Source organism: Nostoc sp. TCL26-01 (genome assembly GCF_013393945.1).
Lineage (GTDB): Bacteria > Cyanobacteriota > Cyanobacteriia > Cyanobacteriales > Nostocaceae > Trichormus.
On sequence record NZ_CP040302.1, the window covers coordinates 21,020 to 37,669 of the forward strand.

14 protein-coding genes are annotated in these 16,650 nt (G+C 39.5%); 5 read left to right on the forward strand and 9 right to left on the reverse strand.

Going from position 1 to position 16,650, the window contains the following annotated elements:
* Positions 1-87: 87 nt before the first annotated feature.
* A complete protein-coding gene (locus FD725_RS31660) occupies positions 88-999 on the forward strand; it encodes an IS982 family transposase (protein WP_179052133.1) in 912 nt (303 codons plus the stop codon).
* Positions 1,000-1,717: 718 nt separating this feature from the next.
* On the opposite strand, the gene FD725_RS31665 is transcribed toward FD725_RS31660, so the two are convergent.
* Entirely contained in the window at positions 1,718-2,029 is a 312-nt protein-coding gene (locus FD725_RS31665; protein ID WP_179052134.1) for a hypothetical protein, read from the reverse strand.
* A 48-nt stretch (positions 2,030-2,077) separates the two neighbouring features.
* Positions 2,078-2,422: a hypothetical protein gene (locus FD725_RS31670; protein WP_179052135.1), complete on the reverse strand. Its 345-nt coding sequence runs from the start codon at positions 2,420-2,422 to the stop codon at positions 2,078-2,080.
* Between the two features lie 92 nt (positions 2,423-2,514).
* Between FD725_RS31670 and FD725_RS32915 the strand changes: the two genes are divergently transcribed.
* From FD725_RS32915 to FD725_RS31680, 3 genes are all read left to right on the forward strand, one after another.
* Positions 2,515-2,649 (forward strand): hypothetical protein, encoded by a 135-nt coding sequence (locus FD725_RS32915; protein ID WP_256872053.1) that lies wholly within the window; start codon positions 2,515-2,517, stop codon positions 2,647-2,649.
* A 407-nt stretch (positions 2,650-3,056) separates the two neighbouring features.
* Positions 3,057-4,793 (forward strand): MobV family relaxase, encoded by a 1,737-nt coding sequence (gene mobV, locus FD725_RS31675; protein ID WP_179052136.1) that lies wholly within the window; start codon positions 3,057-3,059, stop codon positions 4,791-4,793.
* Positions 4,794-5,607: 814 nt separating this feature from the next.
* Positions 5,608-5,934 carry a hypothetical protein gene (locus tag FD725_RS31680; protein ID WP_179052137.1) on the forward strand — a complete coding sequence of 109 codons (327 nt, stop codon included), beginning with the start codon at positions 5,608-5,610 and terminating at the stop codon, positions 5,932-5,934.
* A gap of 25 nt (positions 5,935-5,959) precedes the next feature.
* Here the strand turns inward: FD725_RS31680 and FD725_RS31685 are convergent, their stop codons facing one another.
* Together FD725_RS31685 and FD725_RS31690 are read right to left on the reverse strand one after the other, a co-directional pair.
* Positions 5,960-6,901 (reverse strand): hypothetical protein, encoded by a 942-nt coding sequence (locus FD725_RS31685; protein ID WP_179052138.1) that lies wholly within the window; start codon positions 6,899-6,901, stop codon positions 5,960-5,962.
* A gap of 676 nt (positions 6,902-7,577) precedes the next feature.
* Positions 7,578-8,660: a polymorphic toxin type 46 domain-containing protein gene (locus FD725_RS31690; RefSeq protein ID WP_179052139.1), complete on the reverse strand. Its 1,083-nt coding sequence runs from the start codon at positions 8,658-8,660 to the stop codon at positions 7,578-7,580.
* A 156-nt stretch (positions 8,661-8,816) separates the two neighbouring features.
* Here FD725_RS31690 and FD725_RS31695 point away from each other — a divergent pair.
* Positions 8,817-9,874, forward strand: a protein-coding gene (locus tag FD725_RS31695; protein ID WP_256872054.1) for an IS630 family transposase whose coding sequence is annotated in 2 segments (ribosomal slippage) — positions 8,817-9,264 and positions 9,264-9,874 — 1,059 coding nt in all. Because the reading frame shifts where the segments join, the coding sequence is not laid out codon by codon here.
* Between the two features lie 407 nt (positions 9,875-10,281).
* Here FD725_RS31695 and FD725_RS31700 read toward each other — a convergent pair.
* The 5 genes from FD725_RS31700 to FD725_RS31720 all read right to left on the reverse strand — a co-directional run bounded on the left by FD725_RS31700 (position 10,282) and on the right by FD725_RS31720 (position 16,162).
* On the reverse strand, positions 10,282-12,108 hold the full coding sequence (locus FD725_RS31700) for a type IV secretory system conjugative DNA transfer family protein (RefSeq protein ID WP_179052140.1): 1,827 nt from the start codon (positions 12,106-12,108) through the stop codon (positions 10,282-10,284).
* Between the two features lie 101 nt (positions 12,109-12,209).
* Complete coding sequence (locus FD725_RS31705; protein ID WP_179052141.1) at positions 12,210-13,058, reverse strand: hypothetical protein; 849 nt, start codon at positions 13,056-13,058, stop codon at positions 12,210-12,212.
* Positions 13,059-13,351: 293 nt separating this feature from the next.
* Complete coding sequence (gene grrM / locus FD725_RS31710) at positions 13,352-14,509, reverse strand: cyclophane-forming radical SAM/SPASM peptide maturase GrrM/OscB (protein WP_179052142.1); 1,158 nt, start codon at positions 14,507-14,509, stop codon at positions 13,352-13,354.
* Positions 14,510-14,961: 452 nt separating this feature from the next.
* Complete coding sequence (locus FD725_RS31715) at positions 14,962-15,168, reverse strand: hypothetical protein (protein WP_179052143.1); 207 nt, start codon at positions 15,166-15,168, stop codon at positions 14,962-14,964.
* 196 nt (positions 15,169-15,364) lie between these two features.
* Positions 15,365-16,162: a phytanoyl-CoA dioxygenase family protein gene (locus FD725_RS31720; RefSeq protein WP_179052144.1), complete on the reverse strand. Its 798-nt coding sequence runs from the start codon at positions 16,160-16,162 to the stop codon at positions 15,365-15,367.
* Positions 16,163-16,650 lie beyond the last annotated feature (488 nt).

Consider the following 16,650-nt stretch of genomic DNA (forward strand, 5'->3'; position numbering starts at 1 on the left):
CGATCGCTACAGTTGATAGAGAATGGGTGAAAAAGTGACAAAAAAGGCCGAGACTAAGAATATCTAACAAAAATGAGGGTCTCGGCTATGTCTACTATTGTATCTCGGCTTGACATTACAGAAATTTTCTGTGATGTAGATGACTTCTGCAAACAGTGGCAACACTTATGGCAGCAAATACCACAGTTACCATCGACAATAGGAGAGCGTCGCAGTTACTCACGGATGTGCGTATCAGAAGTGATGACAATAGTCATCGCTTTTCACGGCAGTGGTTATCGCACCTTTAAAGAATTTTATACATTGCATGTACTTCCTAGTTGGCGTAGGGCATTTCCCAATCTAGTCAGCTACAACAGATTTGTGGAATTGATGCCGTGGTGCTTAATGCTTTTGTGCTGTTTTTTGCATACAAGAACAGGAGAAATTACGGGAATTAGTTTTATTGATTCCACACCCATTAATGTGTGCCATAATTGCCGCGCCCATGCACATAAAGTATTTAAAGGATTGGTAAATTGGGGCAAAAACTCTGTCGGTTGGCACTTTGGATTTAAACTTCATTTGATAATTAATGACCAGGGTGAATTGCTGGCATTTAAATTAACTCCTGCCAACGTAGATGACCGCAAGCCAGTGCCAGAAATGACTGAGGATTTGATTGGTAAACTTTTTGGTGACAGAGGATATGTTTCACAAAAATTATTTGAGGAGTTATACGAGCGAGGTTTAGAGTTAATTACTAAATCCAAAAAAAATATGAAAAATCGCTTAGTCAACTTGCTTGATAAAATTTTATTACGCAAACGAGCAGTCATTGAATCGGTGAATGACCATCTCAAAAATATTTGTCAAATAGAACACTCCCGACATCGTAGTCCATTTAACTTTTTGGTTAATTTGATGGCAGGCTTGGCTGCTTATACTTATTTGCCTAAAAAACCATCTATTGATATTCATCCAAAAGACTTGCCTGCTCTACCTCCTGCCATTTTTTAGCTCCGTCGAACTCACGTTATGTTAGGCACTCATTGAGGCGATTGCCATTCTTCACATCAATATATAGTTGTACTACACCAAAGGGCTATTTCGTGGAATGCTCAAAGAGTGGCCGGACAAAAAAAGTCCGCGCTTTAACTGAATAAGATGCTTCAATACAGCAATGCTTTTGGTAATCATCTCTTGGTGAAGCATCTGGATCTACAACTAATACCAATTTCAGTAATCTTTGCGGCACATGAATAACTGTAAGGGCGTACGGCGTACGCCCCTACCCAGGTATCTGTCGCATTCTTTTCTCAAATTGGTATAACCTGAGTAGACTGATCAGAACCACCTCACTTTTAATTTGACAAATGACTTTTTTAAGTAACAAAACACATCAGTATAGCGGTTTTACTGATGCGTTACTTCTGTGTTAATTGTCAGTCAAAATCACATAAAAACTAGGGAAGTATCTGACTTATTTATGTAATTATTCGGTCAATTCTCAGCACTTCTCATGACTTCTTAAAAATGGCTTTTATGCTAATTCTGTGATGAACACCAGATACCTACACGGCTTATCCAAGTCACTTTCCTGGCAATTCTATGGTATCCTGATTTTGTTTTTTGACGCACAGTACGCCAAAAGGCGCGGAAAGTTTTTGAGAGCCAAAAAGTGATTGAAAAGTCAGAACAACCAGTCACAAATACTACTAAATAAACTACATTGGCACTACAAAAACAGCTTTATTTGAGTCAAATCATCATCTGGTTGGTGATGCTGTTGCTGGAACTGCTGCCCGTAATCAAGAAGCTGCTGATTCCAAACTTGGGCTTTGGGTTTGAGCCGCTTGACCTGTGGGAGTAGTTCAATGAAAGCCCGTGCTACTGCTGACCCTGTTTTGTCTCTTTCAAAAGCCACATTGACATGAGGAATATTCTGCAATCGCTCCACAGGCAAACTGTTGGGATTATCTACTGCCAGAAAGAGAGTTCTAGTCTTTGGCGCACCGTTAACCTGAAACTCCAGCATTGCAAAAGACATAAGATCAATGCTCATTTATCCCCATCGCCTACCGAAAGATGACCCCTTTTAAAGCCAATCATCATCATCATCATCATCAACCACAGTAGAAACACCAGAATAACAAACACCAATATCAATAGTGAGACTCAAAGAATGGTTAAAAGCACCAAAAGCACCCTCACCATAAGTCTGTTTGAGCAGTGCCACCAGTTCCTCAACATCAGAGAACTCTTGAAACTGACCCAAATCACCGTAAGCAGCCACCAGATAAAAAGCACGGAGAGCCTTTAAAATCATGTGCTTGCGTTGAGTCGAATTAAAACTGAGCAGATAGCGGAGTAAAACACCATCAGGACTATCAGCAGCAGGACGATAGCGAAAGAAAAAATCAACAGATTCTGGCTCACTCATAAAAGTACGGTTAATCGATAGAATTGTGACCTTTTATAAATTTTCATTCTCATTAATTCCTAATAAGCTTTTTTGAGAAGGAGTAAAAATCAGTGAAAAACGGGCTGATGAAAAAAAGTGATAAAAAATCGCTAAAATCATTAACTGGTATAGATTTGAGAGAAAAAGGCAACAAAACGGGTGTTGAAAGAAAAACAGGGGTGAAACAGTCATTGTCAAAAAAATAGTAAAATTGTGGCAATGACAGTCAAAAAATTGAAATAAATTGGTAAACCATGTCAAAAACTAGGTAAATTTTTGACAAGCCAAAAAAGCCTTATTGAAGGCATTTCTCAAAAAAGCTCACCCATGTCAAAAAATACCATAATTATGACAGTCATTGTCAAAATCATAGAAAAAATTGACATACAATGCCAAAAAAGTAGAATATTTTGGCAAGAGTTGAGTGAAAAATTCCGAGTAGGGTGTAGTGGGACAATCTACTAAAAAAGGGTGATTCATCAAGTACCATTGACTAGTGTACCCACTACACCTTTTTGCCCTGCGGGTGGCTTGCGCCATCTCTCCCTGCGGTCGAGACAAAAAGGCTACGTGGGGTCTGCGACGCATTATCCTGATTCACTCATGAAGCAGCATGGCTTACGCGATTGCTCGAATTAAAAAACTCAAGCGCAGCAATTTAGCAGGCAGTGAAGCGCACACAGCTCGTGAACGAGAGACACCCAACGCCGACCGCAGCAAAAAAAATATCAGATTTATTGGTAACAATTCATCAACAGAGACATTAGATCAGCTGGTAATCGACAAGATAGGACAACAGCAACGGAAGATTCGCCCTGATGCAGTGTATGCCGTAGAAATTTTGCTCACCGCCAGTCCGGAGTATTTTAGACCAGACTGCCCAACGAAAGCAGGATATTACGAAGCTGATAAAGTACGCGCATGGCTGTTTGCATCTCAGCAGTGGCTACAGGATAATTACGGCTCACGCATTGTCAGAGCCGAACTGCACTTAGATGAAGCCACACCCCACATCCATGCTTACTTTGTCCCCTTAGATGACAATGGACAACTCAGAGCCAAACACTTCTTCGACGGTCGGCAGAAAATGAGGCAGTTCCAAGATTCCTACTCCGCCGCTACAGAACATCTAGGGTTAGAGCGTGGGATTAAAGGCAGTAAAGCCCAACACCAGGACATCAAAGACTTTTACAGCATAGTCAACGCCGGCATAGAACCCAACAGCTTTCTCACCCAGTCCCAAATGCAAGCCAAAGCTGCCGACCGGGAGAGAGCGCAAACCAGGAAACAGGAACTAGAACGCACTGCCAAAGCTTTAGTACAAGAGAATGAACTGTTACAACAGCGAATTCAAGAATTAGAAGCCTCTAAAAATCAGTGGTTACAGCAAGCAACCTTACTGAGAGAGTTGGCATTAGAAGATGTGGCATGGCAGTTAGGATTAGACCGTGACCACAGCCAAGCGAATAGATGGAAGGGTCACGGTCACATCATTAATATAGATAAATCAAAATTTTACGACTTTGCCCCTGGTCATCAAAAAGGTGGCGGTGGTGCGATTGACTTGGTAATGCACGTCAATGACTGCGATTTTAAAAAAGCGATCTCCTGGTTACATGACCGATTTGGAGAATCGGGAGTGATGAGGGCAGCCATAGCCAAAACTCAAAAAGAAGTAATTGAGATTGCCCAACAACAACCAAGACCCCAATTTACACCCCCGGTAGCAGATGAAAATCAATGGCTCTCAGTGCAGAACTACTTAACTAAAAAAAGAGGACTGCCTAATTATTTGGTGTCAGCCTTGAAAGAGTCAGGATTACTGTATGCCGACGAGCGAAAAAATGCTGTGTTTGGGATGCGTTCTCTGACTGGGGAAGTTATGGGTGCATTTGTGCGCGGCACAGTAGGAGAAGATAACACCTTCATGGGTTATGCCAAAGGGACAAAACGGGCTGATTGTTGGTTTTATCTTCGGCTGGGTGTCCAAGCCAGCGATGAAAACGATGAAATTCAGAGAGTGATTTTGTGTAAATCTCCCATTGATACCCTGTCAGTGGCAGCACTGGAGATGGAGATACACAATGGAGAACCCCCAGACAGAACCATGTATTTGGCAGTGGATAGCCCCCAGTCCTTACCGTTAGAGTTTCTCCTCTCAATCAAGCGAATTGGAGTGACTTTTGATAATGATGAGTTGGGGAATGAAGCGGCTCATGCTGTCAAGGAGTTGCTGCCACAGGCGAAAATCGTTATGCCTGACGAATCTGATTGGAATCAGCAGCTTTTGGCTCTCCTGGAACGGGAGAGATTAGAACAAAAACCACGTTCAAGGGGGTTAAGGCGTTGATTGAATTCAGTAGCCGGACGAACTCTTGACCGCTTCGCTCGAATAAGCGGTGGCTCTTACGGGCATGGAGATTTTGGTGAGGCCAATTAGATATGCTCCCCCGCAAGAGCCACTCCGCTTCGCCGCTTATTCGTCAAGAGTTCTTAAACCTCGGAATTTTGGAAATATACTAAAAAACTTTCCGCCAAAGATGGCGTACTGTACGTCAGAAAAAGATGGATTAGCAAGCTTAAAAGCTTTTAAGCGAATTTCCCAACAATTGACCAATTATTGGGAGCAAATGGGAGACTTCTTATAAGTATTGGAAACTGTTTGGATTTATTGGGAATTTTTGAGCTAATGAGAATTTTGTGACTGGATGACGTAAAAGATGTAAGAAGGTAAGAAAAAATTGGAGAATTGGGAGATATTGTCGAGATATTGGGAGATGTTGAATGTAGTTGGTGAGAATTGGGAAAATGGATGTTTTGTCGAAATTTTTTCTCAGATGCACGAATTTAATCAAATCAATAAACAAGTGCCAAAACTGTAATATTTATTGATAAATGTGTCAATAATCAAGGTTTGGGCGGTTTATCTTGAGAGTAATTATCAATTAGATAGACAAAAAAAGGGTCAAAAACAGGGAAAAATTATTTTTTTGGATTTTGTTTTTTAATGTTGAGTCTTGGTTCTGTTTCAAGCCGAATGCTCAACGTTCAATTTGTTTGTGAACAGCTACGATAGCCAAGCGATCGCGCACCTTGTGGTCAACCTAATCCAAGATAAAATCAGGAACGAAAAAATGAAATTGATGATGAGCCAGGGGTAAGGTATGGAAGTCAAAAGCGAAGTGACAATAAAATTTAGTGGCGAACTACCAACAGCCACGCCAGCCGAGAACAAGAAAGTTGCAATCGAGTTGACCGATCAGAACGGCATAGTCTTCACTGCTCAAGTTAATGCAAAAAGTTGGCGCAAGGCTGAAACTAGCGCCTCGGAATTTGCAGACTGGGCTGGGGCTGTATCGGGCAAGCTTGGTGTGCGAACAGAAAACGGCTTTGAGATCATTGACGCAGGAATTCAGCTTTTTGAAAAGAAGGCGAAGGAGGTAAAACCAGACGTGGGCGCTGCTGTATCTGAAGCTGGCGTTTCTTCATGACCACATACAACAAAACCCTACTCCTTCACTGCGAGCGTGTTTGGTGTGGGGTTGTTGGGGGCTGAACAGGCTGAGTTTGGGTTTTGGGTTGAGCTTTCTTGACTGGTTTACTTTGAGGTTGCGGTTTGGGTTTATTGCCCTTTGACGCGGCTATATTCGCTTTTTTCTCTTTAAATGCAGCAAGCTTATCATCTTTTGATGCCTTTAGAAACTTTGGCGGTTTATCTTGGGGCAACCCTAGTAAGCTCTCAAATGCGAAAACATTCCTATGTGGCAGGAATTTTGCTTTAATTTCAACAAAACTAGGCTTGCCACGCTCCTCCTTTGGTAGCAAAGGATTGAATCTAAAGGGAGGAACGATTGCATCTTTCCACAATAAAGGTATGTGGCTAGCCTTCATGAACCGCACTTTTCTAGAAGTCTCGGTCTGCTTAATATAATCCAATCTCTCGGCTGTAAAATTCCGAAACACTGATATACAAGGTGTCTGGCAAGCTGGGATGAATTGCCACAACCCTGTAAATCTAAACTCCAAGTCTTGATAATCTGCAAACAAACCCGATTTGGAGCCATTATCAAAGCCCAAAACCTGAAACCCGATTACATGAGGTTTATCTCGCAAAGGAAAATGTATCACCCTTGGATAAACCATGAGCCGTACATAATCACTACCACTGTTACGAATCTGTTTTTTTAAAAAATCAAATATCAGTTTTTTTTGAGGGGCATGATGTAAAACATAGTCCCGCTCTTGAATCGATATAGTCGGATGAGGTTTGGCTTTGAGATCCACAGTGCCAGCAATTACCCCAATAGCCTGAAATATAGAGGAGTTTTCTGAAGAAGAAGTGCTATCACTTTTATCTGACTCTGGCTGTGTATCTGGTATAGATTCAGTGAGTTGCCCGCTAGGAATGATCGTAATGATTTTTTTCGGCTTGGCTGGCTCGTTGCTGGGGTTAATCATTATTGGGACGACTCGCACCTACACAAACCATTGTAGAATTTTCTTAACAGGTATGAAGTTAACCGCAGATGCCTGGTGCGATTCATGAATTCTCTGTAAAGAACATGAATTTTTTTCGGAACTTGCTACCATGTAAGCTGTATATCCCTACATACCGAACCACCTATACAGTAACCCCCACATCTTTTTTCGCGCCCCCGGTTCTATTTTCCTATCATAAGGTGGATCAGAAATAGTATGCTAACTATCCCCACTGTCAGCCATATTAGTCTGAGATCACTGCTCCATACTGTGCGCCACCCGTTGATTAGACCGAAACCAGAGCGTTTGCGCTGAATAAACACTAAAGTGATAACAGGAGCGATGGAGGCGATCAAGCTGCCTACGATCCACTCCATCACAATTGCGCCGAATGACGAATTTTTCTTGGTTTCTAATAGGAACAAAAGTGTGATTGGCCAGCACACTATTATTAAAATCAGATCAGGATTGCGGAACAAGTATCCCCACCACCCAAATGTTAACTTCCATGTCATTCTTTTCAGATCGTCGATGATCACACCTGTACACATAACTTCTCACATACCTCTAACTAACTTCAATGTTTTTGTGAATTATTGGACTTAGAACACTCTACGGACTAGATGGTCATCAGTGACACTCTCAAAAGAGAAGTTTAGTAAGAAATCTTCTGACTTTGTTCTTGTTGTTGCTGATTTTCAAGCTGAGGTACATATTTCTCATTTAACTGTTCAAATTCATTTTTATTCTCAATACCAAAATGTTCTCCTACTTTCTCGGCTACTGAATGACTCAAGTCCTCTGAAGATCCCTCATAGGATTCACCCGTAAGCTTTTGATATAAATTCTGGTTGGCATTATTTACTAAGGTAGCCATATTGTCATCTGTATTTATAATTCCGGACTCTATCTCCTGATTCCAATCCGACATTAAAGTTTTGTAATCTTGAACATCAATATCATTCATCTGTTGTGGTAAATCAGAAACTGAAGTCGTGATTCCAGGGGGATCAATTTCAGGAGAATTAATAGTATTCTTTTGAAAGACACTGGTTAACGAGTCTAGGTCTTCTTTGGCAACAAAATATTGCGTACCTCCTCCATAATTAAGCTCTTTGTTTTTTGTCCAATTTTCTACATCAGAGTTAGTAGATTTGAGAGCTTTTATTTCCTTATTAGCAACATAAAACTCAGGCTTGCGTTCTTGATTAGATATTGAATCTCCTTGAATGCCTAGCTCTGATTTATCCGAGTCTTGGGTAAAGTAGTTGCCAACTTTGTTAGTTCCTGGGTTTTGATATTGCTTCAAAACTTCATCAGGTTGTATAGTTTCTACACTAACTTCACGATTGAAATTAATCCCTTTCATCTCTTGTAAAGCTTCTTTATCGTTATATCCAGCTTGTTGATAAAAATTGTAAGCTGTTTCAAACCTTTCACGAACAACAGAATCTGGATGGTTCTGCCAATGTTCTTGCCAGCTTTTATCTAATCTAGTATCTGACTGACCTTCTTCTCTCGCTTGTTTATACTCTGGATTTTGGGATTCGAGTGAGTAAAGATTCGACCGCGCAGTTTCAACTTTATTCATCGACTCCTTCAACTCAGACTCCAAGTTGCTACGTTCTTCAATAGAGGCACTATCGTAACGCGACCGAAGATCCTCGAACTCTTTTGAGGCTCCATCTAGCTCTTGAGTAAGTTGCTGGTGTTGTTCTAAGTATTGTGAATAATTCATAACTTTTACGTCGTAACTCTTTTCAAAAGTCTTGATACAGATTTTAAAGAAATATCAACAATAACCTCTTTCCCATAAGAGACTATAGGAATCATATTTGATTTCTGAAAAAGACTACGCGATAATGCGGAGGGAGTATCTTGTCTAAGAGCGAACATGATAAACCAGGAGCTACAAGCTAAGATCGGGGAACTACAAGAATTTATAGATCATCGGCCAGATGCGCGTGAGGTCAGGAAAGCATTGGCAGTAAAGCTAGTTTATCAAGGCTATAAGTATGAGGAAATTCAAACAATTTTAGATGTGTCTCTTGGTTCGATTACAAGCTGGAAGAACGCTTATCAGGAATATGGAATTTCTGGACTACGCCTAAATCATCAAGGCAGAAAGAGTTACTTGAGCGATGAACAGCGAGAAGAAGTATTAAGTTGGTTGCAAACTAAAGATATTTGGGAACTGGGTGAACTGGAGTACAAATTAGCATTTGAATATGATGTGATCTATGAATCAAAACGAAGCTATTACGATTTATTTGACGCGGCGGGAATTAGTTGGAAGAAAACCACTGCCTTGAATCCAAAGGCGGACATTGAGGCTGTTGCAGCAAAAAAAAACAAATTGAATCATTGTTGGCAAGTAAAAGAGAGCAAATAGAATCAGGAAGACTAAGAGTATTGTTAATAGATGAGTGTCATCTTCTCTGGGGAGACTTAACCGGATATGTTTGGGGAAAAACCGATCAAGAAATTGCAGTGGAAGTTATTAACGAACGAGATAAACAGACATACTACGGGGCAGTTGACTATCTCAATGGTAAGTTGCTTTTGAAAGCTTACAATGCTGGTAATTCTGAAAATACTATTGATTATTTACGCTATTTATTAGATCAATCCCCGAACCAACAATTACTTCTTTTTTGGGATGGTGCTTCTTACCATCGTTCTCATGTTGTTCAAGGCTTTTTAGGTGAGGTAAACGAAGGTTTGCCACCAGAACAATGGAAAATTCACTGCGTCCGTTTTGCTCCTAATTGTCCATCGCAAAATCCAATTGAGGATATTTGGTTACAAGCTAAAACATGGGTGCGGCGTTTCTGTGCTTTGATTCCTTCGTTCTCTCATCTGAAGTGGATGTTTGAGTGGTTTATCCGATACACTACCTTTGATTTTGGGACTCTTCAAATGTACGGAGCTTTTTCAGAAATCAAATATTAGTCCTATATTTATAAAGTAAATCTTAAGTAGGGTGTGTTACAGCTTTAACCTAACGCACCGTGTTATATAGCGGTGCGCTAGGCGCTCGTATCATAATTTTTCGTGATAAATCATATCGAAATATGCGCCTAACACACCCTACAAGAATTTTATTTTTACTTTATAAATAGCCTCTAAGCTCGACTTTATCCAAAATTAAGAACTCGCTTTTCTTTAGCCGATAAAAACCGTGGCTTTTTGACAAATACTTTTTCCACGTTACAGATTATCGATGAAGTTAAAAAAGGAAAACTACCGTCCCAAAAAGGTTTCAGAGATAATGAGAACGTTGCGAAAAAATGGATAAAGTCGAGCTAAGGGGAGAGAGATATTAAGATGTAACTCATCACTACTAAAAAAGATTAGTATCACTCTCCAGAAGCTAAATATTGGTTAGATGTAGCACCGGGAATCGCCAATCTTATCAGCGCATCGAGAAAGTATTTATCACGAATATCATATTTCTCAGCTCTTATGGGATGTCGGTCAGACATTAGGATAATCAACTCTTTTTCCCCAAGCCGCATCACTTCATCTGGTTGTAAGAGTTCCCGACCGATGTTGGAAAAGGTTAGTGATTCACTTTTACTACTACCAGAGTTATAACCAGATGAGTAATTAGTATCACCTGAACTGTTGTTACCATTGCCGTGGTTATATCCAGAAGTCCTGCCTTCTGTTATACCGTACTGACTCGTCAAGATCGTCCCTTTCCCCAGACGCTCAGAAACCCACTTAGCTGTTTCTAGATCTCGAACACCAAAGAACTGCTGGTACTTACTATTGGCAAAAAATGTTGGCAAAGTGTTCTCGCCATAAGCACTTTTAATCTGTCCAACGTCTTGAAACAGCATCCAAATATCTAGCCCAAAACCCCGTCCCAAAGTGAGTGCCTGAAGCAACAAATCTAATTTGCCAAGCTGTCCAATTTCATCCAACATGAATAGCACTCGATGACGTGGTGTCGCCGTATTGTGCATAATATATTGAAGCAAACTACCAATCCAGACACGAGCTAGACGACTATAGGATTTGATGCGATTCGCTGGCAAAACCAAGTAAATTGACATCTTGTCATTCTTCAAGTTGTTTGCATCAAAATCCGATGCACCGAGGGAATTCCGAACGTTTTCTGAGTCCAAAAATTCACTGTGTCGCAGCACAGTCGCAAGCACACTTTGTCGCTCCTCTGAAGCGATCATTTGAATCGCTCCTGCCACAGATCTAAGATTGGGATTTTTGTTGCATATATCAACAAAAACTTTGATTTTGTCGGGATCACTGAACCATTTGAAAATAGAATCCTTAACCGTAACTAGGGTGAGCGGAAATTTCTCCCTGTCCTGATACCCTTCGGCGTAGGTAACGAAGAGGATCGCTGAACGGATAAAAGCTTTGGCTTTCTCATTAAAGTGGGGTTGTGCCTCTCCATCATTTGTCAGTACAATTAGATCAGCAATTGAAGTCGCTTCATCGTAAACATCAGAATGATTGCCTTCGAGATAAAACTTCTCTAGCAAGTCTAGAGGATTGAATCGAACCTGATACTTGGATCGGATATCTGCGGGAATCGTATTAAATGGATCTATCAGACAAATACGATTACCTAAACGAAGTCTCGTCTCGTATGTACTTAGGAAGTTTTCTCCTTTCGGGTCTAGAACAACAACTGAACCTTGATATACCATCAAATTAGGCTTGACGACAGCAACACCTTTACCCGCACCTGATCCAGCAATTGTTAAAACATGTCCGTCGTCAGTTCTTGACGAGTTAGAGTCCTTTGAACCAGTAACAATCAGTGGCAAATAGCCTGACTGCCTTCCTTTTAGTTCGACTTTCAAACTTACCTCAAGCTCTTCCTTTTTTAACAGAATTACTTCATTAGAGATACCGAGTATATAACGATCCGTTTCTACTTTTACCGCTATGTTATCGCTCTTAATCAAATCTACATTTTTCGCCCAACGTGCGCTACCATGCGTGGTAAGCTGTTCTTCTTCTCCAAACGCTTGACGGCTCCGAATAAAAAGGACAACATTGTAGATAATTGTGATAATTAAAGCTCCCCAAAATCCAAAAATACACAAGGAAGCTGCAAAAATCATCAATCCAATACGTCCGTTCCAAGACGTTAGGGTTCTTCTTAGTAAATAACGTAACTGTGTTCCAATTTCGTATGCTAAAGGTTCCATTATTTTCTCTATATACAATTTTGATCAATCTAGCCCATTCATTAGCATTGATATTAACGGTGGACTATTTCTACCCTTTACAACTTCTTTATAAACAGCCTCTAAGGCGACAGAAAACTGCTCTTAAACTTTCCACGAATCGTCAGACATGTATCAAAATACATTTGACCAAGCGTTGAACCATCGTGGATAATATTTTCTGTTGGGGCAATATAAGCTTCATTAGGCGCAATCTTCAGTCTAATTACTGGATAGTTTGAAAAATATTGCATAAAGTTAAATATTAATGTTTTAGGGTCGTTTGACTTGTCAGTTTCTAAGATATCAAACATAGTTTGCAAAGACAGATTAACCAATAATAGAAAACGGTCTTCATGACCTAAGTTGATACAAATTCGGTTCCGAGAAAGATGTCGTTCTTTCAAAGAAGCTCCATACCAACTATCCAAATGCAAACCAATATAACAATTTCTTTCATAATCTACGGTGCTAGTAATAAGCCCAGGTAAATTTAGTGAAATTCCTATTCCTTCAAAATATTGAGATGCCGTTTCACTTAAAGGCGCAATATATTCAATAACTTGGGAAATTCCTTTCTGACAATCGGAAGTTTTTTTGAGATTAAACAAGGTCTGCTCTTTCTCTATCTTGGTAGAGTCACGTAGTTGTTTAAAGGGTGCTAACACATCATCTGGAATGCGTATAATGCTAACCCAATTCCCAGATTCAAATGGGGCTTTTGTAACTCTAAGCAACTTAGATTCTTCAGTATTTGGCACTCGCCAATCACTTTTTGGGATATAAGCGATGGGACTATAGCGTTGAGTGGGTATTAATAGATTTGAGGCATTAATTATGCCTGTATTCAAGTGTATTCTTGAATCAGGAGAATCCAGAGAGGTATGACCATCAAAGATTTTAATTCCGGATATTAAATTTAATGTACACATTTAAAATGTATGTTTTAATGGAATAATGGCGGATTATATTTCCTTTATCAAATGAAAGTCTGATAAGGCTTTTAGAAAACTTGGTAGTGGTAAATATGTAGTGATATAGGAGTCATATTTGATTTTTGAATAAAAATCAGTACATCTTTAATTCCTTCTTCCCTGTTCCCTATTCCCTGTCTCTACTAGTGATTCAGTAATCAAATCGGATTGCTATAGCAGAGGCTGAAACTCTTGTTATACAGGGACTAACAAGAGAAAAATCACTACTTCTATACCACTGCCGAAAACTTTTATATATATTGATTGTGTGCTATTTCATCAACATTCCTTAACTGAAGTTTATTCTCAAAATATTCCAAAATAACATCTACTGTGGCTTGCGTATGGATGCGGCAGTGAATTGTTTCCATAACGTCAAAACGTCCGTTCTCAAAAAATTTATTTGCGGGGAACCCGCCGCCGCATACTTTCCAGTACGCACAACTTTTTTCACATTGACGCACCCCTGCTTGCACCTCCTCATTTACCATAAGGAAAATCGGATTATCAAGAATCTTTTCTATAGGATCTACAAGGACATTTCCCATTACAAAATTGCCAAACCTTTCGCTTTTTGTGCCGGAAAGTTCGGGACAAAATGTGGAATAGTTGCCATGACAATCAAATGTTAGGATCTGTAATGGAGTATTTATGCTACCAACTGGTTCTCTTATGTGGTCGTCTGTATGTAACACTGTGGAAGCAAGTTGCCTAAACTCCCTCACAATCAGTTTACCTTGGCTATCGTCAACTAACTGAACAAATCGTCTGATAAACTTCCTATATTTTAAAGTTGCGTCATCTGCTTCAAACGAAGACGTTTTGTGGTTACCTTCTAGCTCATCTATGTTGAAACCCACATTTTTAATACCATTTTCTATAAAAAAATTGAATATTTCATCAGGGTAATCTAATGCAAACCGAGTGAGTACCATAATTACATCGAAGGGGATACCTTTTGACTGAAGAATTTTGATGCCTCGCAGGACTCTTTCATGTGTTCCCTGACCCAAACGAGTTATTCTATTTTTATCGTGAATAAAACTTGGCCCATCAATGCTTACCCCCACTTTGACGTTGTACTCAAGAAAAAAGTCTGCCCATTCATCATTTATAAGCGTGCCATTGGTTTGGATAACGTGATAATACTTGCGTTGATAAGGTTGATTCAATTTACTGGAAAGGTCAAACGCCTCTCGATAATAGCTTAGTGGAACTGTTAATGGCTCACCTGCGTGCCACACAAAACTCAAAGGATCGTCAAAACGCTTATTTTGAAAAACTTCATCGAAGATTCTTTCCATAACTTCATAAGACATACGATCCGTCACACTGCGAGATGGCAAATAGCAATAACGGCAATCAATGTTGCAGAATGGAGTTGGTTGCAGAATGATTAGTTGCTTCACTTGATACCTCAAGATATTAGGCTACTTGTTTTAATGCCCAAGAACACAGACAAAGTTGCCAGATTTATTTGTGTTCTTGGGTTGGTGATGTGGATTTAATAACCCTCATTTGTCACTTCCAAGAAATAAAATCAGAAAATTAGGTAAGCCAAGCCTTCTACCAAAACCCCACATCTAAATGTGTTAGTAAATCAGCCTTATGGTGTAAGCTTTTATGCCTGTCAGGAAACTTTTTTGCTACCTAGAGTGACAAATGAGGGATAAAGTGCAAAACTTCTTGTTGAATTTATAACTGTACTTTGGTACTAGTGTTTAAAAGAGTGATAACTGTTTTTTCGTATATTAAAACTCTTCCGCTAAAAGCGTTTCAGGTATCATCATTTATTAGGAGTCCAGTACCATATATCTCAATTACAACCAAGGTAGAATTGCATATTACTCATCCACAGTCCTTAGTGTCCGTTACCCCCGTTGCCCCACGAGTCATTCCACTGAAGAAACGAATTGTCCCAATTAAGGCGCACACCTGCGGCGTAAGTTCCATTCAAGTCTTTTTTCACCTCAGCCATGTCCATAATCGTCTCAGTTGTTTCGCTGCTAGCCTGAGCTACAGCCTTGCGTAAGTTGAGGATACGTTGATCAATAGTAGTTACGTTCATTATTTTTCTCCTGAAGATTGAAGTAGTTAAACAACACTGCTGTTTTGCCTTTATATGGTCGAAGCTTTGCTCACTAGCATATAAGGGCTAAAACTGGCGAAGACACTGACTTTAATATCTAACCCTAGCTAACAGTAATAATGTACTTTTAGCTTTGGTCGCTTGTCTGAAGAAGGTTTCAGCATTAAACAGCATACTAAGTGCTGGAGAGCCATTTTTCGGGGGAAAAACTTATAGTTTTTCCCGGCTCTCGCTCATAGTTTGGTGGAAATAAGCACCGTTTGTCTGTAAAGTAGCGCAAGCGATGATCACCTTGTGACTCAGGGTTATAGGTGAGATATAAGTTGCGACGTGGGTCATCGCTGAGGTTTGGAGCAGATCTGTGAGGTACAAAACAATCGAACAAAAGCACGTCACCAGGGCTTGTAGGATAAGATATAAACTCAATGCTCTTCCACTGTTCCTGTGTTAGTCGCTCCCGTCTTCTTTCTGGCAAGTCGCGCTCGTGATATCCAACAACAACTTCGAGGCAACCATTAGATGGTGTCGAAGCATCAATAGTAATTAACGCAGAAATGAAGTAAGAAGCATAAGTTACCCAACCTGGGTAAATGTCCTGATGAGGCTCGAAACCATGCCCTCCCGATAACTTGAAATTGATCTTATCCTTAAATAAAACTGGGCGTTCTCCAAATAGTTGGCTTATATAGCCTATGAGCTTGGGACTGTAGACTAATTCGTTTAGAACAGTACTATACTCAATAAACTTCTCAATTTTGGCATACACTTTACCTTGACCTGTGAGAAGGTTGTCTTCAAGGTATACCATCTGCTTACCAATACAACTGATTGGGTCTTCTCTTTCAAGTTCATCTATAGCATTACTTATTTCTTTAACCTCCATCATCGTGAATAAGCTTTGCAAGCAAACGAAACCATTCTGATTAAAGTCCGCTAATTTTGATGAGGAAAGGACGTTATTATGAATTGACATTTTAAGTCCTCACATATTTGAAAGTTATTTAATTTCCAAGCAAGTTGAATTTGTTTTCTTGTCAATCAAAATATCCTCCTAAAATGATCTGCTGACGCGACATTAAATTATCTATCAATATAGTTGCGTTAATTTATTTAATTTGTCAACTGATTAACTTAGGTAATTAGATTTAAAAAATTTTAAAGAAGTAAGTGAAAAGTAAGTAGCATTTTAGATGATTGATATCCAAGTAGTTAAAAAGTAGGTGAAATTAATATTTAGTACTATAAAAGTAGGGATAAAGTAAGTTTAAATAGCAAAAAATATAAGGAAATGAATTTTGAATTATGCTAAATACACGGTGAAATATTAAACTTTATACTATTTTTTGCGTGCCGATTATATATATTTCGGACTAGTGTACAGACTAGAGATAATTTCATGATGAGAATGATTAAAAGATAAACTTTGATATAGTCGTGAATATTGATTTAACTAGCTGAATT